The sequence below is a fragment of the Liquorilactobacillus sicerae genome (assembly GCF_029916425.1).
Lineage (GTDB): Bacteria > Bacillota > Bacilli > Lactobacillales > Lactobacillaceae > Liquorilactobacillus > Liquorilactobacillus sicerae.
This window is the reverse complement of record NZ_JAHAVQ010000006.1, coordinates 76,813-96,678: the sequence shown is the minus strand read 5'-3', so window position 1 is coordinate 96,678 and position 19,866 is coordinate 76,813. Positions and strand designations below refer to the sequence as shown.

General features: G+C 34.3%; 15 protein-coding genes. 12 read left to right on the top strand and 3 right to left on the bottom strand.

What is annotated here, in order from left to right; all coding sequences use genetic code 11:
* The first annotated feature begins 25 nt into the window (after positions 1–25).
* The 3 genes from KH893_RS05570 to KH893_RS05560 all read left to right on the top strand — a co-directional run bounded on the left by KH893_RS05570 (position 26) and on the right by KH893_RS05560 (position 4,698).
* A complete protein-coding gene (locus KH893_RS05570) occupies positions 26–1,168 on the top strand; it encodes an exonuclease SbcCD subunit D (protein WP_281165161.1) in 1,143 nt (380 codons plus the stop codon).
* A complete protein-coding gene (locus KH893_RS05565) occupies positions 1,168–4,305 on the top strand; it encodes an AAA family ATPase (protein ID WP_281165159.1) in 3,138 nt (1,045 codons plus the stop codon). The genes KH893_RS05570 and KH893_RS05565 overlap by 1 nt, the downstream gene beginning before the upstream one ends.
* Positions 4,306–4,428: 123 nt before the next feature.
* The gene (locus KH893_RS05560; RefSeq protein ID WP_281165158.1) at positions 4,429–4,698 is read left to right on the top strand and encodes a hypothetical protein; all 270 of its coding nucleotides are present in this window, start codon (positions 4,429–4,431) and stop codon (positions 4,696–4,698) included.
* Between the two features lie 594 nt (positions 4,699–5,292).
* Here the strand turns inward: KH893_RS05560 and KH893_RS05555 are convergent.
* Entirely contained in the window at positions 5,293–5,547 is a 255-nt protein-coding gene (locus KH893_RS05555) for a Txe/YoeB family addiction module toxin (RefSeq protein WP_281165156.1), read from the bottom strand.
* A gap of 3 nt (positions 5,548–5,550) precedes the next feature.
* Positions 5,551–5,823 carry a type II toxin-antitoxin system RelB/DinJ family antitoxin gene (locus tag KH893_RS05550; RefSeq protein ID WP_281165155.1) on the bottom strand — a complete coding sequence of 91 codons (273 nt, stop codon included), beginning with the start codon at positions 5,821–5,823 and terminating at the stop codon, positions 5,551–5,553.
* Positions 5,824–6,586: 763 nt separating this feature from the next.
* On the opposite strand from KH893_RS05550, the gene KH893_RS05545 reads away from it, so the two are divergent.
* The 6 genes from KH893_RS05545 (at position 6,587) to KH893_RS13055 (ending at position 14,334) form a co-directional block, all read left to right on the top strand.
* Positions 6,587–7,231, top strand: coding sequence for a hypothetical protein (locus tag KH893_RS05545; RefSeq protein WP_281165153.1), 645 nt, complete (start codon positions 6,587–6,589; stop codon positions 7,229–7,231).
* A 581-nt stretch (positions 7,232–7,812) separates the two neighbouring features.
* Positions 7,813–10,512 (top strand): glycoside hydrolase family 38 N-terminal domain-containing protein, encoded by a 2,700-nt coding sequence (locus tag KH893_RS05540; RefSeq protein WP_281165152.1) that lies wholly within the window; start codon positions 7,813–7,815, stop codon positions 10,510–10,512.
* A complete protein-coding gene (locus tag KH893_RS05535) occupies positions 10,487–10,924 on the top strand; it encodes a PTS sugar transporter subunit IIA (RefSeq protein ID WP_281165151.1) in 438 nt (145 codons plus the stop codon). Before KH893_RS05540 ends, KH893_RS05535 begins: the two co-directional genes overlap by 26 nt.
* Positions 10,925–10,940: 16 nt before the next feature.
* Positions 10,941–11,252 carry a PTS fructose transporter subunit IIB gene (locus tag KH893_RS05530; RefSeq protein ID WP_281165150.1) on the top strand — a complete coding sequence of 104 codons (312 nt, stop codon included), beginning with the start codon at positions 10,941–10,943 and terminating at the stop codon, positions 11,250–11,252.
* A gap of 44 nt (positions 11,253–11,296) precedes the next feature.
* A complete protein-coding gene (locus KH893_RS05525) occupies positions 11,297–12,319 on the top strand; it encodes a PTS fructose transporter subunit IIC (protein ID WP_281165149.1) in 1,023 nt (340 codons plus the stop codon).
* A gap of 26 nt (positions 12,320–12,345) precedes the next feature.
* A complete protein-coding gene (locus tag KH893_RS13055) occupies positions 12,346–14,334 on the top strand; it encodes a BglG family transcription antiterminator (RefSeq protein WP_281165148.1) in 1,989 nt (662 codons plus the stop codon).
* Positions 14,335–15,081: 747 nt separating this feature from the next.
* On the opposite strand, the gene KH893_RS05515 is transcribed toward KH893_RS13055, so the two are convergent.
* Positions 15,082–15,951, bottom strand: coding sequence for a LysR family transcriptional regulator (locus KH893_RS05515; protein WP_281165202.1), 870 nt, complete (start codon positions 15,949–15,951; stop codon positions 15,082–15,084).
* Positions 15,952–16,088: 137 nt separating this feature from the next.
* On the opposite strand from KH893_RS05515, the gene KH893_RS05510 reads away from it, so the two are divergent.
* From KH893_RS05510 to menC, 3 genes are read left to right on the top strand one after another with little or no spacing between them, the layout of a single operon-like run.
* On the top strand, positions 16,089–17,435 hold the full coding sequence (locus KH893_RS05510) for a M20/M25/M40 family metallo-hydrolase (RefSeq protein WP_281165147.1): 1,347 nt from the start codon (positions 16,089–16,091) through the stop codon (positions 17,433–17,435).
* Between the two features lie 27 nt (positions 17,436–17,462).
* On the top strand, positions 17,463–18,689 hold the full coding sequence (locus KH893_RS05505) for an MFS transporter (RefSeq protein ID WP_281165146.1): 1,227 nt from the start codon (positions 17,463–17,465) through the stop codon (positions 18,687–18,689).
* 18 nt (positions 18,690–18,707) lie between these two features.
* Positions 18,708–19,814, top strand: a complete 1,107-nt coding sequence (menC, locus tag KH893_RS05500) for an o-succinylbenzoate synthase (RefSeq protein ID WP_281165145.1) — start codon at positions 18,708–18,710, stop codon at positions 19,812–19,814.
* Positions 19,815–19,866 lie beyond the last annotated feature (52 nt).

The window sequence follows — 19,866 nt, the reverse complement described above, 5'->3', positions numbered from 1 at the left end:
TTTTTACATGAAAGGACCTAAAACAATGCGCTTTTTACATACTGCCGATTGGCATATTGGTCGTCGGCTTCATGGCTTTGATTTAACGGAAGAACAAAAAAATGCGTTTCTCCAGATTGAAAAAATCGCACTTGTGGAAAATGTTGATGGTGTGATTATTGCTGGAGATCTCTATGATCGCAGTTTGCCTGCGGAGGATTCAGTAGGGCTGCTTAATTCAATGATTGAAAAGCTCAATTTGACTGATAAATTACCGATTTATGCCATTTCTGGCAATCACGACAGTGCCCAACGCCTGGCAACTGGAACAAAATGGTTCAAACAAACTAATTTCTATCTGCATACTCAGCTCAAAGAAGCTTTCAAGCCAGTTGAGTTGCCTGATACGCAAATTTTTCTGTTACCTTACTTTGAAATCTTTGAAGCACAACAATATTTTAATAATGATTCGATCAAGGAGTTAGATCAAGCTTTTAAACTTATCATTGCTGAGATGAAAGCTGCCTTCAATCCAAAAAAGTTTCATTTGCTCGTCGCACATTTTTTTGCAGACGGCAGTGTTACGACTGAATCTGAAAGCAAACTTCGGATCGGCGGCTTAGCATCGGTACCGATTTCTTTATTTAAAGATTTTGATTATGTTGCCTTGGGTCATTTACATGGTAAAGACGCCCTGCATACTGACCATGCTCGCTATAGCGGGTCTCCCATTAAATTTTCGCTGTCTGAAGCTGATCAGAAAAAGGGTGTTTACATCATTGATACAGAACCATTTAAACTTACTTTTAAGTCAATCAAACCAATTAGAGATGTTCATTCTTTAACTAACAGTTTCAATAATTTAACTGATAAGACCTGTTATCAAAAGTTGAATCATAATGATTTTTTTGGCATCACTTTGACGGATGAAACACTGATCCCCAATGCAATGGCTCGCTTGCGCCATATCTATCCTAAGATTATTGCCCTGAACTGGGAAAATGGTTATGCGGCTGCACTTGATTATCATGGTGAAAAGGGCAAAGAAATTCGGCAAAAGGATCCAATGACATTGCTAACAGAATTTTATGAAAAGGTCGCCAATGAAGCGCTTACTTCTCAGCAGAAAAAATGGGCCAAAGCAGCTTTGAAAAAGGCAAGTCAACCAAAAGATGGGGGTCATAATTAATGAAACCTTTGAAATTGCATCTGCAAAATTTTGGCCCTTACGAAGATGAAACTATTGATTTCACTGATCTTAACGAATCGCCGATTTTCTTGATCTCTGGTAATACAGGCAGCGGAAAGACAACAATTTTTGATGCCCTTACTTTTGCTCTTTATGGTCAAAGTATTACAGATGACCGTGATCCTGCATCGTTGCGCTCTGACTTTGCTGCTTACGATTCACCTACTCAAGTTGATTTGGTATTTGAACATCAAGGAATTACTTATAGAATTTCTCGTCGGCCCGAGCAAATATTGAACAAAAAGCGTGGTCAAGGTCAAAAAAGATTCGCAGCCACGGGCGTTTTAGATATTTTCGAAAATGGGAAAAAAGTTGATGAATTAAAGAAAATTGTCAATATTAATCTTAAAATCAAAGAGATTCTCCAACTCAGTCGAAAACAATTTGTTCAAATCGTTTTGTTGCCGCAAGGAGACTTTCAAGAATTTTTAGCAGCAAGTAGCGATCAAAAAGAAAAATTGCTGCGTAATATTTTTCATACTGGTCTATATAGCAAGTGGGGCGAAGTTTTAAATGAACAGCTTCATGATCTGGCTAACAATTCTAAGGGCTGGCAAGATAATATCAAGACAAGTTTAGCTCGCATTCAGTGGGTAGCTGCACCTGAAGGAATCACTGATGAAAATACAGAAACGCAACTTGAGTCATTAAAGGTGCAGCAAAAACACGCTACTTTAGAATTGACTGAACTTAAGAATCAAGCTGATACTCTTCAAAGTAAATATGATATTAAAAATCGTCAATTGGCAGAACAAAAAACAACTAATGATCAGATCGCAAAACTTGATAATTTAAATCAACAACAAGCAAAGCTTAAAACCGAGCAGTCAAAATATAAAAAGTTAAAGCGGCAATTTGCAGTCCTGTCATGGGTAAAGGATTTGAAACCGCAATACGACCAATTTCAAGATAAACAAAGTGCGTCTATTCGGTACCAAGCTAGTATTCAAAAAAATCAGGAAGATTTGACAAAGTCATTAGCTCAAAAAAAGGAGCTTGAAGCTGTCAAACAACAACTTGCTAACCAAGAAGATGAGCAAAAAAGGTTGCGTGAACAAACTGTTATCTTAGCTCCTCAACGCAGATCATTTACCAAGCGTGATCAGTTGCAGGTTGAAGTTAGATTGGCAGAAAAAGAAGTTACTCAAGTCAAACAAAACTTAGCAGCCAATCGAGATCAAGCCGAGCAGCTTACCAAACAAATTTCGGCTTTAGAAAATGAAATTGCAGCTCGTCCAGCATTGAGTGACCAGTTATCTGAGAGCAAGCAGAAAATTCAGACTTTAAAAAATTTTCAAGACAAGTTAAGGGATTTGCTGAAGCTCAATCATGAAAATACCGATTTGCAAGTCCGGGATCAAGAACTGATTGAAAAATTAAAAACAGCACGAGAAATGGCAAAACAGTGTCAGGATATCTATGATAATTTAAATGAAATCCGCTTGAAAAATGAAATCAACAGGCTAGTAGCTCAGCTGAAGCCAGGCACGCCATGCCCAGTTTGCGGCAGTATCAAACATCCTGCACCAGCTCAGTTGAACACCAGGGAAACAGTGACTGATGTTCAACTAAAAACAGTTGCGCAAAAATTAACGCAAGCCAATAAAAATCAAGCTGACTATCAGGCACAATTGGGATCTTTACAAGAACAACTGGATCGTCAAACGCAAAGCTATATTAAGCGCATAGCTGAGTTAGTTGCAGAAATCAATGCGGCAGTGCATTTAAAGTTGAAAATTGATGATATAGCTATTTTGACTACTAAGCTGAAAAAATTGCAACATGAAGCAAAAAAAACATCTGCTGAAACGACTAAGCAAATTGAACACTTGCAAACCCAAGCCCAGCAACTTGATAACGCCAAGCAAAAGTACCAAGATGTTCAGCGTATCATTAACAATTTGAACAGCAAGTTAACAGTTGCTACTAATGAACTTGCTGGCAAAAAAGGTTCGTTGCAGGAGTTAGAAAATAATTTGCCGAAAGACTTTGCAGACTTAAAATCACTTGATGAACATTTAACAAAATTGCAGCATCTGATCACTGCTTATAATGACCAGGTTACAAAAAATAATGCTGATTTGAACCAGGTTACTACCCATATCGTGTCTTTAAATGCCCAGCAAAAGAATTTAACACAGGAAAAAGATAATGTTCAAGGGACGTTAACTGCACTTCAAAAAAAGCTTACAACTGCCATTTTACAGCAGTTTGGAACCAAAGATTGGCAGCAGTTTGAAAACTTATTGCCAAAGCTGGATCAGATCCAATTATTACAAAAAAAGCTGACTGAATATCAAGATGCAGTCAAACAAGTTGATAATAGAATTCATTTTTATCAGCAAGAAATCGGTGATAAGCAATATGTTGATTTGCACCAAGAAGCAGCTGCCATCAAAGATTTACTTGGAAAAATTGAAGATTTACGTCAAAAGTACAATGATCAACACGAGCAGGCAGCCTTAAATCAGTCGCTTTTGCATGAGATCACTACTAATTTTGAAAAGATTCGAGAACAGGAAGCAGAAATCACTCAGCTGTCAAAATTGGTTGATGCAATTAATGGCAAGAGTGCTAATAAGCTGGGGTTGGAACGCTATGTTTTAAGGGCTGAACTCGCAGAGATCCTTCAAGTTGCTAATCAGCATTTAAAAAAATTGAGTTCCGGCAGATATTTATTAAGGCTTCACAACGAACCAGGTTCCTACCAAAAAAATACGGGACTAGAAATCGATGTTTTTGACGGTGATGTGGGGCAGCAACGAAATGTCCATACGTTATCCGGTGGTGAAAGTTTTATTGTTGCACTGAGCCTGGCTTTTGCTTTGGGGGAGGTAATTCAAAATGAAGCTGGTGGCATCAGTATTGATACACTTTTTGTTGATGAAGGCTTTGGCACTTTGGATCAGAATTCTCTTGAAACTGCAATGTCGGCTTTGCAGAGTATTGAAAGTAGCGACCGTACAATTGGAATTATCAGCCACGTACAAATGTTGCAGCAAACTATTCCTTGTCAGTTGCGAGTAAAGCCGGTTGGAGAAGGCAAAAGTAAGACGAAGCTTTTTCTTCGCTCGTAAGAATTTTTATGAATCTGTCTTAGGGAATCAGGTCCTGCTATTAAAAAAGTGATTGAAAGCTAATTAATTATCAGGTACTAACAAAAAGTACTGTCTTTGCGAGAGGCCGTTAACGAGCGTACTTTGGATGACTTATTTTACTATTTTTGTGAATCTTTACCAGATACTCAGGCTGAAAAAGCGTTGGGCTGGTTGAAAAAGCAGCTTATTAGCCTAGTTAAAAATATCATCGTGGCTGTCGTTAATAACCGCTTTTTTCAATTGAGAAACCACGTTTTAGCTATATCAATTTCTGATGTGGGTTGGCGCAGTTTCCTACAAAAATTGGAATACAAGGCCAAGGGCCAAGCTATTGGGAAGAACTTTGTGATGGTTACAAATGAAACTGAGTAGCTTACACTAAAAGACAGAGTGGACTTATCCTAGTTGCGGAACATTCCATAGTGAGAGGAAGTTGACAGTTATTGAGTAAAAGTAGCTTGAACCTTTTTGAGAATATTAGAATCTTTGATTGGTAAGACAATTTGTTGCATAGTTTTTCTGCTTTTCTTGAGACATTAAGGTTGGTACGTTACTATCTTGTAAGGATAAAGTAAGGAAGTGATATTGTGAGTGCAAGTAACATAATTAAAGTTAGTTCGAAAATCACAAGTAAAAATCAGATTACAGTTCCTAAATACGTGAGTTTTTGAAAGTTCAGCCTGCTGATACGATTGAATGGCATATTGAGCCAAATGTAACGTAATGATTGTACGTAGCAAACCAGATCTATGGCAACTTGTTTGATGAACAAGAAAAAAAATTCGGAAATCTCAGTACAACAGAAGTTAATTGGGGTAAAGACGTAGAAAGTTCAGACTTTGATTAATGAAATTAAAACAGGGCGCTATTTTGTGGATCAATTTAGATTCAGCTAAAGGTACTGAAACTAAAAAAGCGACCGTCTATTATTAGGTGTTTACGAAAGCATACTTCTTAAAGTACACTTTATTTATAATGATTTTTGCAGGCTACAATAACTAAATGATCGTTGTTAATTGTATAAACTAAGCGATCTTTGCTATTAATTCTTCTTGACCAGCCATCTTGATGTCTCAAACGTTCTGGTTTCCCCAAGCCCAATTCTAAACCATCTCGTTGAATTGATTTAATCAGAGTATTAATTCGCTTTAAAGCTTTTCGATCTTCACTTTGCCAAGCGATATATTCATTCCAAGCTTCATCTAGAAATTTAATTGACATACTTTATTGTTCCTCATTTTCCAAAAGCTGATGGGGATGGATGTCCTGATTGTTAGTTACCTTTTTGAAACGGCGGTTAAGTTCTGCCTGATTGGCTTCACTATAAAATGGATCCTTGACATCAAATGGTAAACCGCCTTCAGCAATACTTTTTTTAATAAAAATATTAATGGCCGTTGAAAGATTCAGTCCTAAACTATCAAAGATTTCAGCAGCTCGTTTTTTATCCGCTAGACTAGTTTTGACAGAAATTGAAACTTTTTTTTTATCTAACATAGTTCTCACCTCATAGCTATAATATCACGAAATAAGTACGTTGTATATTTATAAGATAGCTATTTTACATATTATGAATACTTACTTTATAATACCTAACAGGCCATCATAAAATTATGAAGAAAAAGTTTCGAGAACTCCATGAAAATGTGGTAATTTGCTAGTTGAGCAGGTAAACCACAATCAACCATTGCTAGAAGTGAAAATGAGCTGATGAATATTTCGACTAAGATATTATCTGAGATTACTTTATGTAATGAATCAATGATTAACTATTCAATTTAAGACTGCTCTTTAAGGAATATTACCGATAGTAAGATATTAAGAAAATAAATCCACTTCCATATCCAATAGATTTGGAGGTTATTTTAATAATCTCTATGAGGGAGAGTAGTTTGTAGATTCCGTTAAGTCTTTCAGTCTATGCATTAGCTAAAAATATTAACGTTCCAACTTCTAAAATACAAAATATTTTACTTGATCGCAGGCAAATTTGGATCTATGTCAATATTTTGGAGACTTTTTGTTTTGATGCAATTCATTTTGAACTTTTTTATCAGAAGTGGGAGCCTTAAAAAAACAATTTTAGTTTTTCCTTTTGAAATATTAGCCCATTCATAGGGAAAGCAATTGCAACTATTTTCCTTTGGTTTTCTATATGTGTGATACCGATTAATTAATTTCAAAAAAATTTTTGAAAAAAGCACCTTTTTAAAAATTTGCGTATTAATATATAGAGCCAAAAAGAAAGGAAGTAAGCATAATGAAACAACCAAAAATTGAATTTCTTAATTTAACTAATTTAACAATCGTCCATAAATTTCTCAAAATGGAATTGCCGGAAGCAACTTTTAGCGCTTATTATCGGGATAAAGTCTTGATTTTAACTTACCCGACTGCTTTACAACGTGAAAGGATCAGACTTGAATTGCAGAATAATCCAGATCTTTTTAATTTCAAAGTAGGTGATCAATACTACGGTGTGGTCGATTTAAAAGAATTTCAACTATCAGTTCTTGAAAATGATGAGACGGGCTACAACCTGCTGGCAACTTGTTTTAAATTAAAAGAGTATGACGCAACCTTGTTTTTGTCAAGAGAATTTGAAACTGATTTCTTTTTTATCGTTAACATTCGTGAAAGTGCTACCGGGAAATTTGTTAATGAGGGTCTTATTCGGGCAGATTTCATTGAAAAAACCAATGCTTTAAAAGTTATGGCTGAAAAACAAACAAGTATACTAATCATTAATTTCTTTGCTTATCGAAGGAAAAGTCGTGTTTTTCAAGTTGTCTGCAATTTTAAAATCCTTGATTTTAAAAGTAAAGATAGCGATATAGTTGAAAAATACAATGATTATTTAGCATATTTGGAAGAACTAAAGCGTCAGAATGAGGATGATTACTAAAAGCTGGTTACAAAATCTGAGACCATTTGCAGGAATTACTCACAGCAGTTTTGCATTAAAGAAACTGATGGCAAAACTAATGTTTGAAGTTGACAGGACTCGGCTTACAAGTAGCTCAGACTTATTGTTGTAATCAACGACCGTTTTGAAACTGTTGCAAATCAAAGAAAAACGGTTAGTTTTATCGTCTAATGAGTCTAAAAGTTGATAAATTAAAAATCATTGTACCATGTGATTGACAAGGCCAATTTCATAATCACTGGCTTCTAGCCACCTATTCATTGTCTTCACCAAGATGTCATAGAACCTTATAAGAAGCTTCATAAGCGATAGCTTTAGCCAAACTCTCTTGTAATACTTGCTTTATCAAGTATTACAAGAGAGTTTTTATAAAATTAGAAGATGTTGTAGCAGTTAATTTAGTTGATTGTCATCCACAAAATAGTTTGACAGGTACACCTCGTGAAAGGGCAGTAAAAGTAGCTTAGGTGTACACCCTTTTTCATATCAAGGTGAAGTCTTTTAGTATTGTTCATTATTGTAAGCGATTTTATGATAAGGATGAAAGGAGGATCGTTGATATGAAGAAAACAACAGTTCATATTGTTCCGCATACGCATTGGGATAGAGAATGGTATTTTCAAAATACCAGAGCAACTGTTTATTTGATCAGTCAAATAAACGAAGTAGTTGAAGTTTTAAAAAAGCATCCCCAAACTTATTTTTATTTATTTGATGCTCAAAGTTCCCTGTTAGAGGACTACTTGAATTTCTATCCACAGAAAAAAGAAGTTTTAAGCAAACTTATTAAAGATCGAAGATTATTGTTTGGTCCGTGGTACACGCAAACTGATCAGTTGGCAATTTCGCAGGAGTCGATAGTTCGCAACTTGTACTATGGTATTGATTATGCACAAAAAATGGGCCATAGTATGAAGATCGGGTATTGTCCGGATATTTTTGGTCAAGGTGGCAACATGCCAGAGATTTATCAAAGCTTTGGTATAAAGCAAATAATTTTTTGGAGAGGGATTGGTCAGTCTAAGTTAGCCAAAAGTGAATTTGAATGGTTGGGCGACGATGGTACCAAAATTACAGCATTACAGATTCCATTTGGATATTTTTATGGTGCAAACATTCCAACAAATTCAAAAGATTTGCAAAGCTTTATTAATAGTATGATACCTAAGCTTGAAAATCGCTCAAACTTTACTGATCTTTACTTGCCCAATGGTTTTGATCAGTTACCGATAAATCATAATCTTGATCAAATTGTCGATAAGTTAAATGAGTTGGATAACAGCAGGGTTTATCAAATTTCTTCACCTGAAATTTATATGGAAGCTTTAGCAGAAGACATAGTGAAAGGAAAAAAAGATCTGCCTAAAATACAAGGTGAGTTAATTGATGGTGAAGATTCGCGAGTGCATAAAAGTATTTATTCGACCAGAGCAGATTTGAAACAAGCTAATAATCGTTTAGAGAATTATTTAGTTAATGTTGTTGAACCACTGGTAACTTTGGGGTATAGCTTGGGGTTGCGTTATCCACATGCAGAATTAGAGTTTATTTGGAAAGAGCTGTTAAAAAACGCTGCTCATGACAGCATTGGGAATTGTAATAGTGATTCGACAAATTTTGATATTAAAGCTCGAAATAAAGTAGCTGCTGATATGGCTCATAACTTATTAGAAAAGACAATGCGTGATATCAGTAATAATATTTCACCAAAGGATCCTTACTCTTTTACAGTGTTCAATTCACTACCATATTCGCGAACAACAGTATTAGATGCAAATGTTTATTTACCTGATGGGGCATTTAAATTTATTGATAGTGACGGCAATGAAATTGACTATGAAATTTTGTCACAGCAAGATCAAAGTGATTATGTTTTGCATCAGGCTGAACTTTTAACCCCCACTATGTATCGAGTTCAAAAAAAAGATCCTTGGATGCCAAAACAAGTTTTCTATTCCCATGTAAGATTTTTAATTAAGGATGTTCCTGGTTTGGGATATCGTCAGTTTTATTTAATTCCAAGTCAACAAAATGGTTTAAGCCGGCCAGAAATTTCTGCTGATCAAGAAATTGAAAATGATTTTTATACAATTTCATTGAATCGAAAAAATAATACTTTTACAGTTAAAGACAATCAAAGTAAACAAGTATATCATAATCAATTTTGTTTAGAGGATAATGGAGATGCAGGAGATTCTTATAACTACTCGCCACCTCAAACTGACTGGCAAATTACATCAAAAGATGCCAAGCTAATTAAAATAAAATCGCAAAAAGGAAAAATTAGCGAAACTTTGACAATTAGTTTAGAATTTATTCTTCCCCAAGATCTAATTGCACGGCAACAGCGTTCAGCTACCAGAAAAATGATTATAGATTTATCAGTAATATTAAAAAAGAGTGATCCAGTTATTCAAGTGAGTGTAAAAATTAATAATCCAGTATCAGATCATCGGTTACGGCTGATTCTAAAAACAGGCATTCAAGCTAGTCATTCAATTGCTGATAGTCTATTTGGAGTTGTAAAACGTCCGGTTATTGACCAAAATGCAAAGGGTTGGAAGGAAAAGGGCTGGGTTGAAAAACCAACAGAAATAAATCCATTGCAAAATTTGGCTGCAGTTAGTGATGAAAACAAAACGGTGGCTGGTTTTACTGATGGACCAAGAGAATATGAAGTTATTGGCAAAGATTTTGATCAGTTGGCTTTCACAATTTTTCGAGCTAACAGCTGGATGGGGAAAACTGATCTTCGTTATCGTCCTGGAAGGGCCTCAGGTGAGACTATTGTTTTAACGCCTGATGCTAAACTATTAGGTCAGTTAAAATTTGAGTTTGGTTTTTGTTATCGTTCTAAATCATTTGACCAAGATGAAATTTGTAAATTAGCTAAGGAGTTTTATTCATCATTGCAAGTTTATGAACTAGCTCCATTTTTAAATAGTCGAATTCGGTTTATACGAAATGTACCCCAAAAACGCAGATTACCTTTCAAATTGGGACTCTTGGAAATTGCTGATTCAACCGCTGTTGTAAGTACAATAAAGAAAGCTGAGGCAAGCAAAGAAATTATTCTACGTTGTTTTAATCCATTTTTGAATCGAGAGGCTCAGATAAATTTACCAAGCGATGCAATTAAGGTGAATTTAGATGAAACAACAGTTGATTGTTCAACTAAAAAATTTAATCATAATAAGTTTAAAACATTCAAGTTTGCTTTGGGAGGTGATCAATTTGCTTATATCCAACAAGCTTATTGATTTAGACATAAGAGCAGTCGGTAAAAAAGATGTAATTGATCATCTGGTGGATTTAGCCGATAAGGATAATCGTTTATCTGATTTTGAAAAATTTCGAACAGCAGTTTATAAACGTGAAGAAGAAGTTTCAACTTCATTAGGTTATGAAGTTGCTGTTCCGCATGGCAAGACTAATGCGGTTAAAGAACCCTTTATTTGTTTTGCTAAATCGACTAAGGGAATTTATTGGAATAAACAATTAGTACATTTGGTTTTTCTAATCGGTGTTCCAGAAAATCAAAAGGGAAATTCATATTTAAATATACTGGCAAGCATCGCACGAAAGATAATAGATGAGGATTTTAGAATAAAACTTTTAGAAACAAATGATAAGAATGAAATAATTAAAATTATTGATCCGACTGAAAATTAATGAAAGGGTGATTATGATGAACATCGTTGGTGTAACAGCTTGTACGGCCGGAATTGCACATACGTATATGGCGCAAAGTGCGCTTGAAAAGGCTGCTAATAAGCTAGGATATCAGATAAAAATTGAAACTCAAGGGGCAATGGGAGCTGAAAATGAATTATCATCGTCTGAAATTCAGGCTGCTGATGTTGTAATTTTAGGTATCGATGTGTCAATCGAAGGTACAGAAAGATTTAATGATAAACCAATTTATGAGACATCCGTTTCTGCTTGTGTTACTGACCCGGAGAAAGTTATTAATAATGCACTTGCAAAAATAAGAAAGTAAATTTTAATTAAGGAAGTAAATTTTAATTAAGGAAGTGAAATTTAATGAATAAAATATTTAGCCAAATTAAAAATCATGCGATGACTGGCGTTTCATATATGATTCCAACTGTAACAGTTGGAGGAATTCTTTACGCTATTGCATTAGCTTTTAGTGGTGGAGTCAATGTTAAGATACAATTTCTAGCAAATATTGAAACAATTGGTGCTGCGGGGATGGCATTATTAGTACCAGTTTTAGCTGGGTATATTTCATATTCAATTGCTGGTCGACCAGGATTAATACCTGGTTTGATTTTAGGATATTTGGCAGCTAATCCAGTTGGATCCGCTAAAATTTCTACAGGCTTTTTAGGAGGGCTTTTACTTGGATTTGCTGCTGGATATTTGTCAAAATGGGTAAAAGGATGGAAAGCTCCATCATTTTTACGTCCATTAATGCCGATTATTGTAATCCCCTTAATTGTTTCTTTAGTTATTGGTTTGCTTTATATTTATGTTATTGCGACACCGCTTGGCGGAGTAGTGAGTGGTTTAACAAGTTGGTTGAAGCATATGTCCACCGGGTCAGCTGTTGTTTTGGCCATTGTTGTTGGTTGTATGATTTCTTTTGATATGGGTGGTCCCTTTAATAAAATTGCATATACGACGGGTGTGGCTTTAATTGCTACTGGCGATGGACATTTAATGGGGATGGCCGGTGTTGCAATTTGCATCCCGCCAATCGGACTTGGTTTAGCCTCATTGATTTTACGTAGTCGTTTTACAGAAGAAGAACGTAATTCAGGCAAAGCGGCAATTGTTATGGGAGCTTGCGGTATTACAGAAGGGGCAATTCCTTTCGCTGCATCAGATCCATTAAGAGTGATACCTTCAATTATGATCGGATCAGCAGCCGGTTCGGTAGTAGCAGCTTTGGGATCGGCAACCGATATGGCACCTTTAGGAGGACTGTTGGTGTTGCCAGTAGTCACTGGCAGGCTTATGTACGTTTTAGGAGTTTTCGTTGGAGTAGCAATTGTAATTGCCTTAATGGCCTTATTGAAGAAGCCAATTGCTGCAAAATAAGATTAATCTGCTTTGACAAACATTTCGTGAGGAGAATAATTATGAAATCACGGACCTGGAAAATGTTGCAGTTGTTGCTAAACAATACTAGTAATGGAGGCAAAGAAATCCTTACTGCTTATCAGTTAGCGCAGCAATTTAATGTAAGTAAACGGACAATTTTAAATGATTTGAATGAAATAAAAGATGTTTTAAAAAATTATAATTTATCAATAGTTTATTTACGCAATCAGGGATATCTTTTAAGTGGTAATGGCAGTGATATTTTAAGACTACAAAATTCGTTAAAATTTTTTGCCGCTAGTTTAACAGCTGAAACAAGAAGGCAACAAATTATAATTGCTTTGCTACTGAACAGAAATGCAATTTCAATTAATGAACTGAGTAAAAAATATCATGTTTCACGTAGTTCAGTTGCCCGTGATTTTAAAGTTATCAGACAAAACCTAATGCTAAAAGGGTTAGATCTTGTTTCTAATGTTCATGGTACGCAAATTATTGGACATGAAACAACAATTAGAGAAGTATTGCGGCAAGAAATAAAAGAGTATAAACCTTTAAAAACACGGAAGTTATTAACAATAAAACCAGAGGCTTCGAGAATAGAAACAAGTTCTTATATGCGTTTAGTCGGGATCTTTAATCCTAAAATGATTGAGCAAACAGAAAAAGCTTTGATTTCTTTTGAACAAAAAGTACATTTTAGTCTTAGTGACATCATGTATCTAAATTTAGTTACACACGTTTTAATAATAGTTGAAAGAAATCGTCATATTCAATCTAATAAGTTTAAAAATTTGAATTTGGAAAAAAATTTAACAGATAAGTTGGCAGTTTTATCTGATTGTTTAAATCAGGCATTTTCAGATACATTTACTAGAGAAGATATTCAATATCTTGGACAGCATTTGGTTATGTCAGGCATTCAGGATACCATTCAACCAGAACTGTTAATGGATTATTTACAGCAATTTGATAATGGAGCAGATAATTTTGCCAAGGATTTGATTTATAGTGTTTCAGAACTATTGAATGTCGATTTGACTAAGGATCGTGAATTATATTTGAATTTACGTTCACATTGTTTAGCTATGCTCGAACGATTAAAGAATAAACAAGAAGTTAATAATCCACTGCTTAATCAGATTAAGGAAAATTATGCAGCTTTATTCGGTGTAATTGTATTAGGAATATCACGTATGTATGGTGAAGGAAAATTAGCTTTTAAAAATGTTTCTGAGTCTGAAATAGGTTTCTTCACGATTCATTTTCAAGCTTCATTAGAAAAAAATATAGAAATGAAAAAAATAATTATTGTTTGTCCTGAAGGAGTTGGTTTTTCCAGATTGATCCAAAATAAAATCAATTCAATGTTACCGTTAATTAAAGTTGAGCAAATAGTGGCCTTTAAAAATATAAATAACTATGATTTAAAAGGAATTGATTTTATAGTATCTACAATTCAGTTTGAAACTTCAGTTCCAGTTGTACAAGTTTCTGGTTTTTTAGACGAAAATGATATTAATCGCTTAAACACATTTGTAATTCAAAATGATAAAGGGGAAACACCCAATAATTTGATTCATTTGATCAGAGAGGATTGTTTGTTTACACAAACATCTTTTTCAGATAAAAATCAAATTATAAACTTTATGACTCATCAAATGCTTAAATTAAAATTAATTGATCCGCAATTTGTTGATTCTGTTCATCAGCGTGAAAAAGTTATGTCAACAGAAATTGGCCATGGCCTAGCAATTCCGCACGGGAATAGCGATTTTGTGAGGGTGCCAGCAATAGGAGTTTTGACTCTGAACGATCCGGTTGTTTGGGGAAAAAGTACCGTTGATGTTGTATTTTTGTTAGCGCTTAAGTTTGAAAACAGTTTACAAAACAAAAATGCTATTAATAGTTTTTACAGTTTGGTAAATTCAAGAAAAATGATTCAAAAAATTCGTCAAATTAACAACAAAAATAAATTGTATCAACTTTTAACAATCAATTTTATTGAATAGTAAATGGCTAGAATTATTCAAACCTTTATCAAGTCCATAAATTTCAGAATTTTTGAAAGTTTATGGGCTTGATTTTATTGTGTGCGCGGTATGGTTGATCGGTAGTTGGTGAAAATCCAGAAGCGATAGCTGAAATGTTAAGTCGAAATCTCCCTAATCAAGTATCAAGAGAGTTTTTATAAAATTAGAAGATGTTGTAGCAGTTAATTTAGTTGATTGTCATCCACAAAATAATTTGACAGGTACACCTCGTAAAAGGGCAGTAAAAATTATTATCAACGATGTTGAGGTCAAGTCTTCAGTGGCGAATCTCTTGGAATTCTGAAAGGTTTGAACATTTATCTTTGGAATCGAGGGAATCAGGTTTCTGAAAATAAATGAAATGAAAATCTATCTAGTCTCTAATAAAATAAGCTTGCGAAAAAGAATAGGTGATCTCGCAGATATCGCTTATGAAAAAATGAGTTATTGATTCACGATTATTTGCTGCTCTAGCCGGCAGATTAATTTTTTCAGGATAAGCTTATTTTACGCGAAGTTTATTTGACCTGATTTTATATAGATTTGCAGTTTTTTTAAACCCATTCCATTTTAACAGCAATGGGCAATCCTTGTTGTTAAATATTTTTAATTAAAACAATTAATTTTTGGCTACTTTTGAGGGTGCAAAAGCGAAGATAATTGCACTGTCATTTAAAAAATGAGCTTCAATAAAGCCAATTTTTCCTCACTAATTGGTATTGTTAGCTACTGTTCAACCAGTTTGTTAAAATACTTTAAAATTAATTTACCTACCTGTTCATGATATTTTTTTTGTGCCTTGCTGGGGTAATAACTCAAATAAATCTTTCGATATACTTTTTGCGGAGAAAAACTCAATAAACAAGTATCTGAAAAATCATTATAAAGCCATGAATACTGAGGAACAAAACCAATCCCAAAGTTATTTTTTATCAATTCATGTTGAGTGCTGATATCACTAGTTACAAATTTGGGCTTGATACTTAGTCCATTTTCTTTAAAAGAATTCTCAATAACACTTCGTAAAGGATTAGGCCGCGACATGATTACGTTTTGATATTTTAAATCTTGAAATTCTATAGAAGTTTTGCTTGATAAATTAGAACTTTTACTTACAGCAACAAATACCTCTTCTTTTAAGATAAGAAAATTTTTGTTGTTTTTTATTTTTTGAGTTGAAAATTCAAAGTCACAGTGATTCATCCAATCATCTTCAAGCCCACGCTGTACAAGCAAGATTTTGATGTTTGGTAAAGCATTTTTTAAATATTTCATGACTGCAGGAATTACTTGTGATGATTTCTCACATCTGAGAGAAATTACTCTATCATAAGAATTATATTGACTGCTGACTTCCTGACTAGCCAAATCGATAATACTTAACGCACTTTTTATTTTTTTGTAAAAGTACTTACCATTTTCATTTAAAGTTATCGAACGACTATTTCTGATAAAAAGTTGACAATTCAATTCATTTTCTAATTCAAGAATTGTTCGACTTAACGAAGGTTGCGAAATATGTAATCTCTTTGCAGCTTGAGTCATGTTTTCTAGTTCAGCCGCTATAATGAAATATCTAAGTTGTAATAATCTAATGGCTTTTCACTTCTTTTTATAACATTTTTTCTATATGTTATCACAAAAGTAGTATTTCACAATTAAATATTTTGAAAATATAATTAAAAATAAATTAAATTGATTTAATTTAGTCTTTATCAAGTGAGGTGTTGTTATTGGAAGCTGATGAGTTATTTATTCAAAAACATCAAGAATACTTTTTACAAGTCTTAGAAAAGCTTGTCAGTATTCAAAGTATTTGTGGAAATCAGGCACATATTAACCAAGCCGTTGATTTTATCTGTCAGTTATTACAAAGTTTATTTACTTGTCAGATTAAGATTGTTAAAACTAAGGGATCGCCTGTCATTTTATGTGAATTGAATTCAGAGGCGGATTCAAAAAAAACAATTTTATTTTATGGTCATTACGATGTTATGCCTGCTGAAGATGTTAAAAATTGGAAAACAGATCCTTTTAAACTCATTTTAAAAAATGGCAGATTATATGGCAGAGGTGCTGGTGATAATAAGGGTCAATTATTGGGAGTGATTTTTGGGCTGTATGTTTATAAACAGCTTCATCATGAATTCCCTTGTAATCTTAAACTGCTGATTGAAGGTGAAGAAGAAAAGGGCAGCCTTCATCTGGAACAAACTGTTCAAAATTTATCATCTGCTGAGTTGAAAAATGTGCAGACAGTGTTTGTGATTGATGGTTCATTTAACTTTGCCGGTCAGCATGTTTTGCGTTTGGGCAATCGTGGTCTTTTAGGCTTTGAAATAACTTTGAAAACTAATGATATGGATGCTCATTCTGGAAATTATGGTAATATTTTGACTAATCCGGTTTTAGAATTTCATAAAATACTGTCAAAATTGTATGACTTTGAAGAAAACAGAGTAAGAATTCCGTATTTTTATGATGGTATTAAAAAAATTAGTCAAACTGAAGAAAATATTTTGCATAAATTGCCGGCAGTTCCTTTTAAGAAAAGCAAACAAGCAATTTTTCAAGATAGTTTTGATTATTACAAAAAATTAATGTTCGAACCGACTTTCAATATAAATGGCATTCAAAGTGGTTTTTTAGGGAGCGGCATGAAAACAATTATTCCGGGGAAAATCAGTGCTCGATTTGATTGTCGTTTAGTTAAAGGACAGTCGATTGAAAAAATCGAAATGGGTTTGAGTGAGCAATTGGCTGCTTGGATTCAACAGGGATCAGTTGAAATAAAATATTTGAATGAAATTCCACCATATTATGCTGGAACTGAGGATGACTTTATAGATAAAATTATTACAAATATTAGAAAGGCTGATTCTAAAGCAATCATTGAGCCAGTCATGCCGGGAACTGTTCCAAATTATGTTTGGGAACAAAATTTGGAAGCTAAGGTCTTCACAATTCCTTTAGCCAATTTTGACCAGCATAATCATGCTGCAAATGAAAATATCAGATTAGATGCATATCTTCAGGGTATTAGGATAATTTATCAATTAATCAATTTATATACAGATTGATCAAATGAAACATAGGGGGATTATAAAATGGAAAATACTAGTCAAAGACGTCCTAAAGCTGTTTTTACACTATTATATGTGGCATTTATTATTTGCTTTATCGATCGGTCGGCTGTCAATATTGCGTTATCATATATCGGCAATGATTTTAATTTAAATGCGACAGAATTGGGATTTGTTTCAAGTGCATTTTTCTTCAGTTATTCATTAATGCAAATTCCTGGTGGATGGCTAGCTGATAAATTTGGTTCGAAAGTTACTGTTGTGACAGCAATTTTAATGTGGTCAATTTTTACCATGATGACAGGTTTTGCTTGGTCTTTGGCATCGTTATTGATTATTCGTGTTCTTTTTGGAATAGGTGAAGGTGCTTATCCTTCTGCAAGTTTGAAACAAATCAGTGAAGAGTTCTCCTATAAAACTCGATCGGAAGCAACTTCTGCAATTATATCTTCAAATTATGCTGGTGCAGCAATTGCTCCCGTAATAATCGCGCCGATTATTGCCACGCTTGGTTGGCGTTCAGCTTTTCATTTGATGGGTATTTTAGGTTTAGTATTTGTGATTGCTTATGTTTTGATTTTGCGTCCAATCAGACAAAAGAAATTGAGAACTAATGAAAATAAAAATAAGATTGATTGGAAGCATTCAGTTGCAAACCCCGTAGTTTGGCAGTTTTTTTTGGTTGTATTAGGATTAAGTACAATAACCAAGGGGCTTGATTCATGGATGCCTACGTACTTGTTGCGGGCACGCCATATTAATCTGGCCGGAATTGCTTGGTTAGTACCCCTTCCTTCAATTAGTGCTGGAATTGCGGCTTTATTATGCGGCTATTTGATGGTTCATTTTTTTAAAGACAAAGAGAAATGGTTGATTGCTTTTAGCTGCTTACTAGCAACGGTGTTCATGTTTGGTATGTATAAATCAGTTAGTCTGACAAATGTTATTATTTTTGAAATGCTGACATATTTCTTTAAGGGTTTAGCCTTTAGTGGCTGTTTTGCATTGTTTGCTCAACTGGTTACTAAAAGTTCTTATGGCTCCTCGGTTGGAATCGTCAATTTTGGTGGACAATTAGCAGGTTTTTTAGCTCCAATCATCATTGGTATGATTGTTGAGCATTTCGGTTCATATAGTTCAGCCTTTTTGTTTTTAGTAATTTCAGCAGCATTTTCATTTGTTATTTCATTGACTTTCAATGCAAAAGAGTTGAAAGAAAACCAGCAAAAAGTTGCTAATGAAAATGAGTAAAAGGGAGTGTTTTTTAAATTGAAAATAAAAGAAGCTAAACTATATAAAGTTAATCTTCCGCTAAGAGATCCTTTTGAAACTAGTTTTGCGCGGATGAGCTTTAAGAAATGTATTATTCTTGAATTGATAGACGAAAATGGAAAGAGTGGTTTTGGCGAGTCCTCGGCTTTTGATGTGCCGTTTTATAATGAAGAGTTTCGTGATGGCAGTTGGGCACTGCTTAAAAACCAGCTGCTTCTTAAAATAATCGGTCAAAAGATTTCATATCCAGATGATATTTATGAGCTATTTTCGTACATTAGAAGAAACAATATGTCCAAATCAGCAGTTAATTGTGCTCTCTGGGATTTATATGCTAAGCAAAACGGAGTTAGTCTAGCCAAAGCTTTGGGCGGTAGTAAAACAAAGATTGAAACTGGCGTCAGCATCGGCGTTCAGAAAAGTCCACAAAAACTGGTAGAAGTTGTTGGTAGTTATTTAAAAGCTGGCTATCGGCGAATAAAGATGAAAATCAAACCAGGAAAAGATTATGCGTATTTGGCTGCTGTCCGAAAAGCCTATCCGACTGCGATGCTGATGGCTGATGCGAATTCTGCTTATCGGTTGAGTGATCTCAAGCTTTTAGAAAAACTTGATGATTTGGATTTAATCATGATTGAACAACCTTTGCAGCCGGGTGATTTGGTTGATCATGCCCACCTTCAAGCTGCCTTGGCTACTAGTGTTTGCTTAGATGAAAGCGTTACTTCAGTTGATGATGCAAAAAAGATGATTGAATTAGGCAGTGGAAGAATCATTAATATTAAAGTTGCCCGTGTTGGGGGTCTGGGTATCGCTAAAAGAATCCAACAATTAGCTATGGAAAATGGTATTGAGTGTTGGTGTGGCGGGATGCTTGATTCAGGTGTTGCAAGAGCGGCCAATGTAGCAATTGCAACACTACCCGGTTATACTCTTCCCAATGATATTGCTGCTTCCAGAAGGTACTATGATAAAGACATTATTAAACCCTTAATTGAACTTGATGGTACTTATGTCAATGTTCCTGCTGAGCTTGGTTTAGGATATCAAATTGATCGGCAAAATTTAGAAAAATTCAGTATAAAAATAGAAACTGTTAAATGAAATATTTAGTACAGAAATAATATAACTTTAGATTATTGGTGAAAGAATAATA

Coding starts and splice junctions, on each gene's coding strand:
- KH893_RS05565 (WP_281165159.1), top strand. CDS start 1,168: ATGAAACCTTTGAAATTGCATCTGCAAAATTTTGGCCCTTACGAAGAT.
- KH893_RS05570 (WP_281165161.1), top strand. CDS start 26: ATGCGCTTTTTACATACTGCCGATTGGCATATTGGTCGTCGGCTTCAT.
- KH893_RS05545 (WP_281165153.1), top strand. CDS start 6,587: ATGAAACAACCAAAAATTGAATTTCTTAATTTAACTAATTTAACAATC.
- KH893_RS05530 (WP_281165150.1), top strand. CDS start 10,941: ATGAACATCGTTGGTGTAACAGCTTGTACGGCCGGAATTGCACATACG.
- KH893_RS05555 (WP_281165156.1), bottom strand. CDS start 5,547: ATGTCAATTAAATTTCTAGATGAAGCTTGGAATGAATATATCGCTTGG.
- KH893_RS05550 (WP_281165155.1), bottom strand. CDS start 5,823: ATGTTAGATAAAAAAAAAGTTTCAATTTCTGTCAAAACTAGTCTAGCG.
- KH893_RS05525 (WP_281165149.1), top strand. CDS start 11,297: ATGAATAAAATATTTAGCCAAATTAAAAATCATGCGATGACTGGCGTT.
- KH893_RS05540 (WP_281165152.1), top strand. CDS start 7,813: ATGAAGAAAACAACAGTTCATATTGTTCCGCATACGCATTGGGATAGA.
- KH893_RS05505 (WP_281165146.1), top strand. CDS start 17,463: ATGGAAAATACTAGTCAAAGACGTCCTAAAGCTGTTTTTACACTATTA.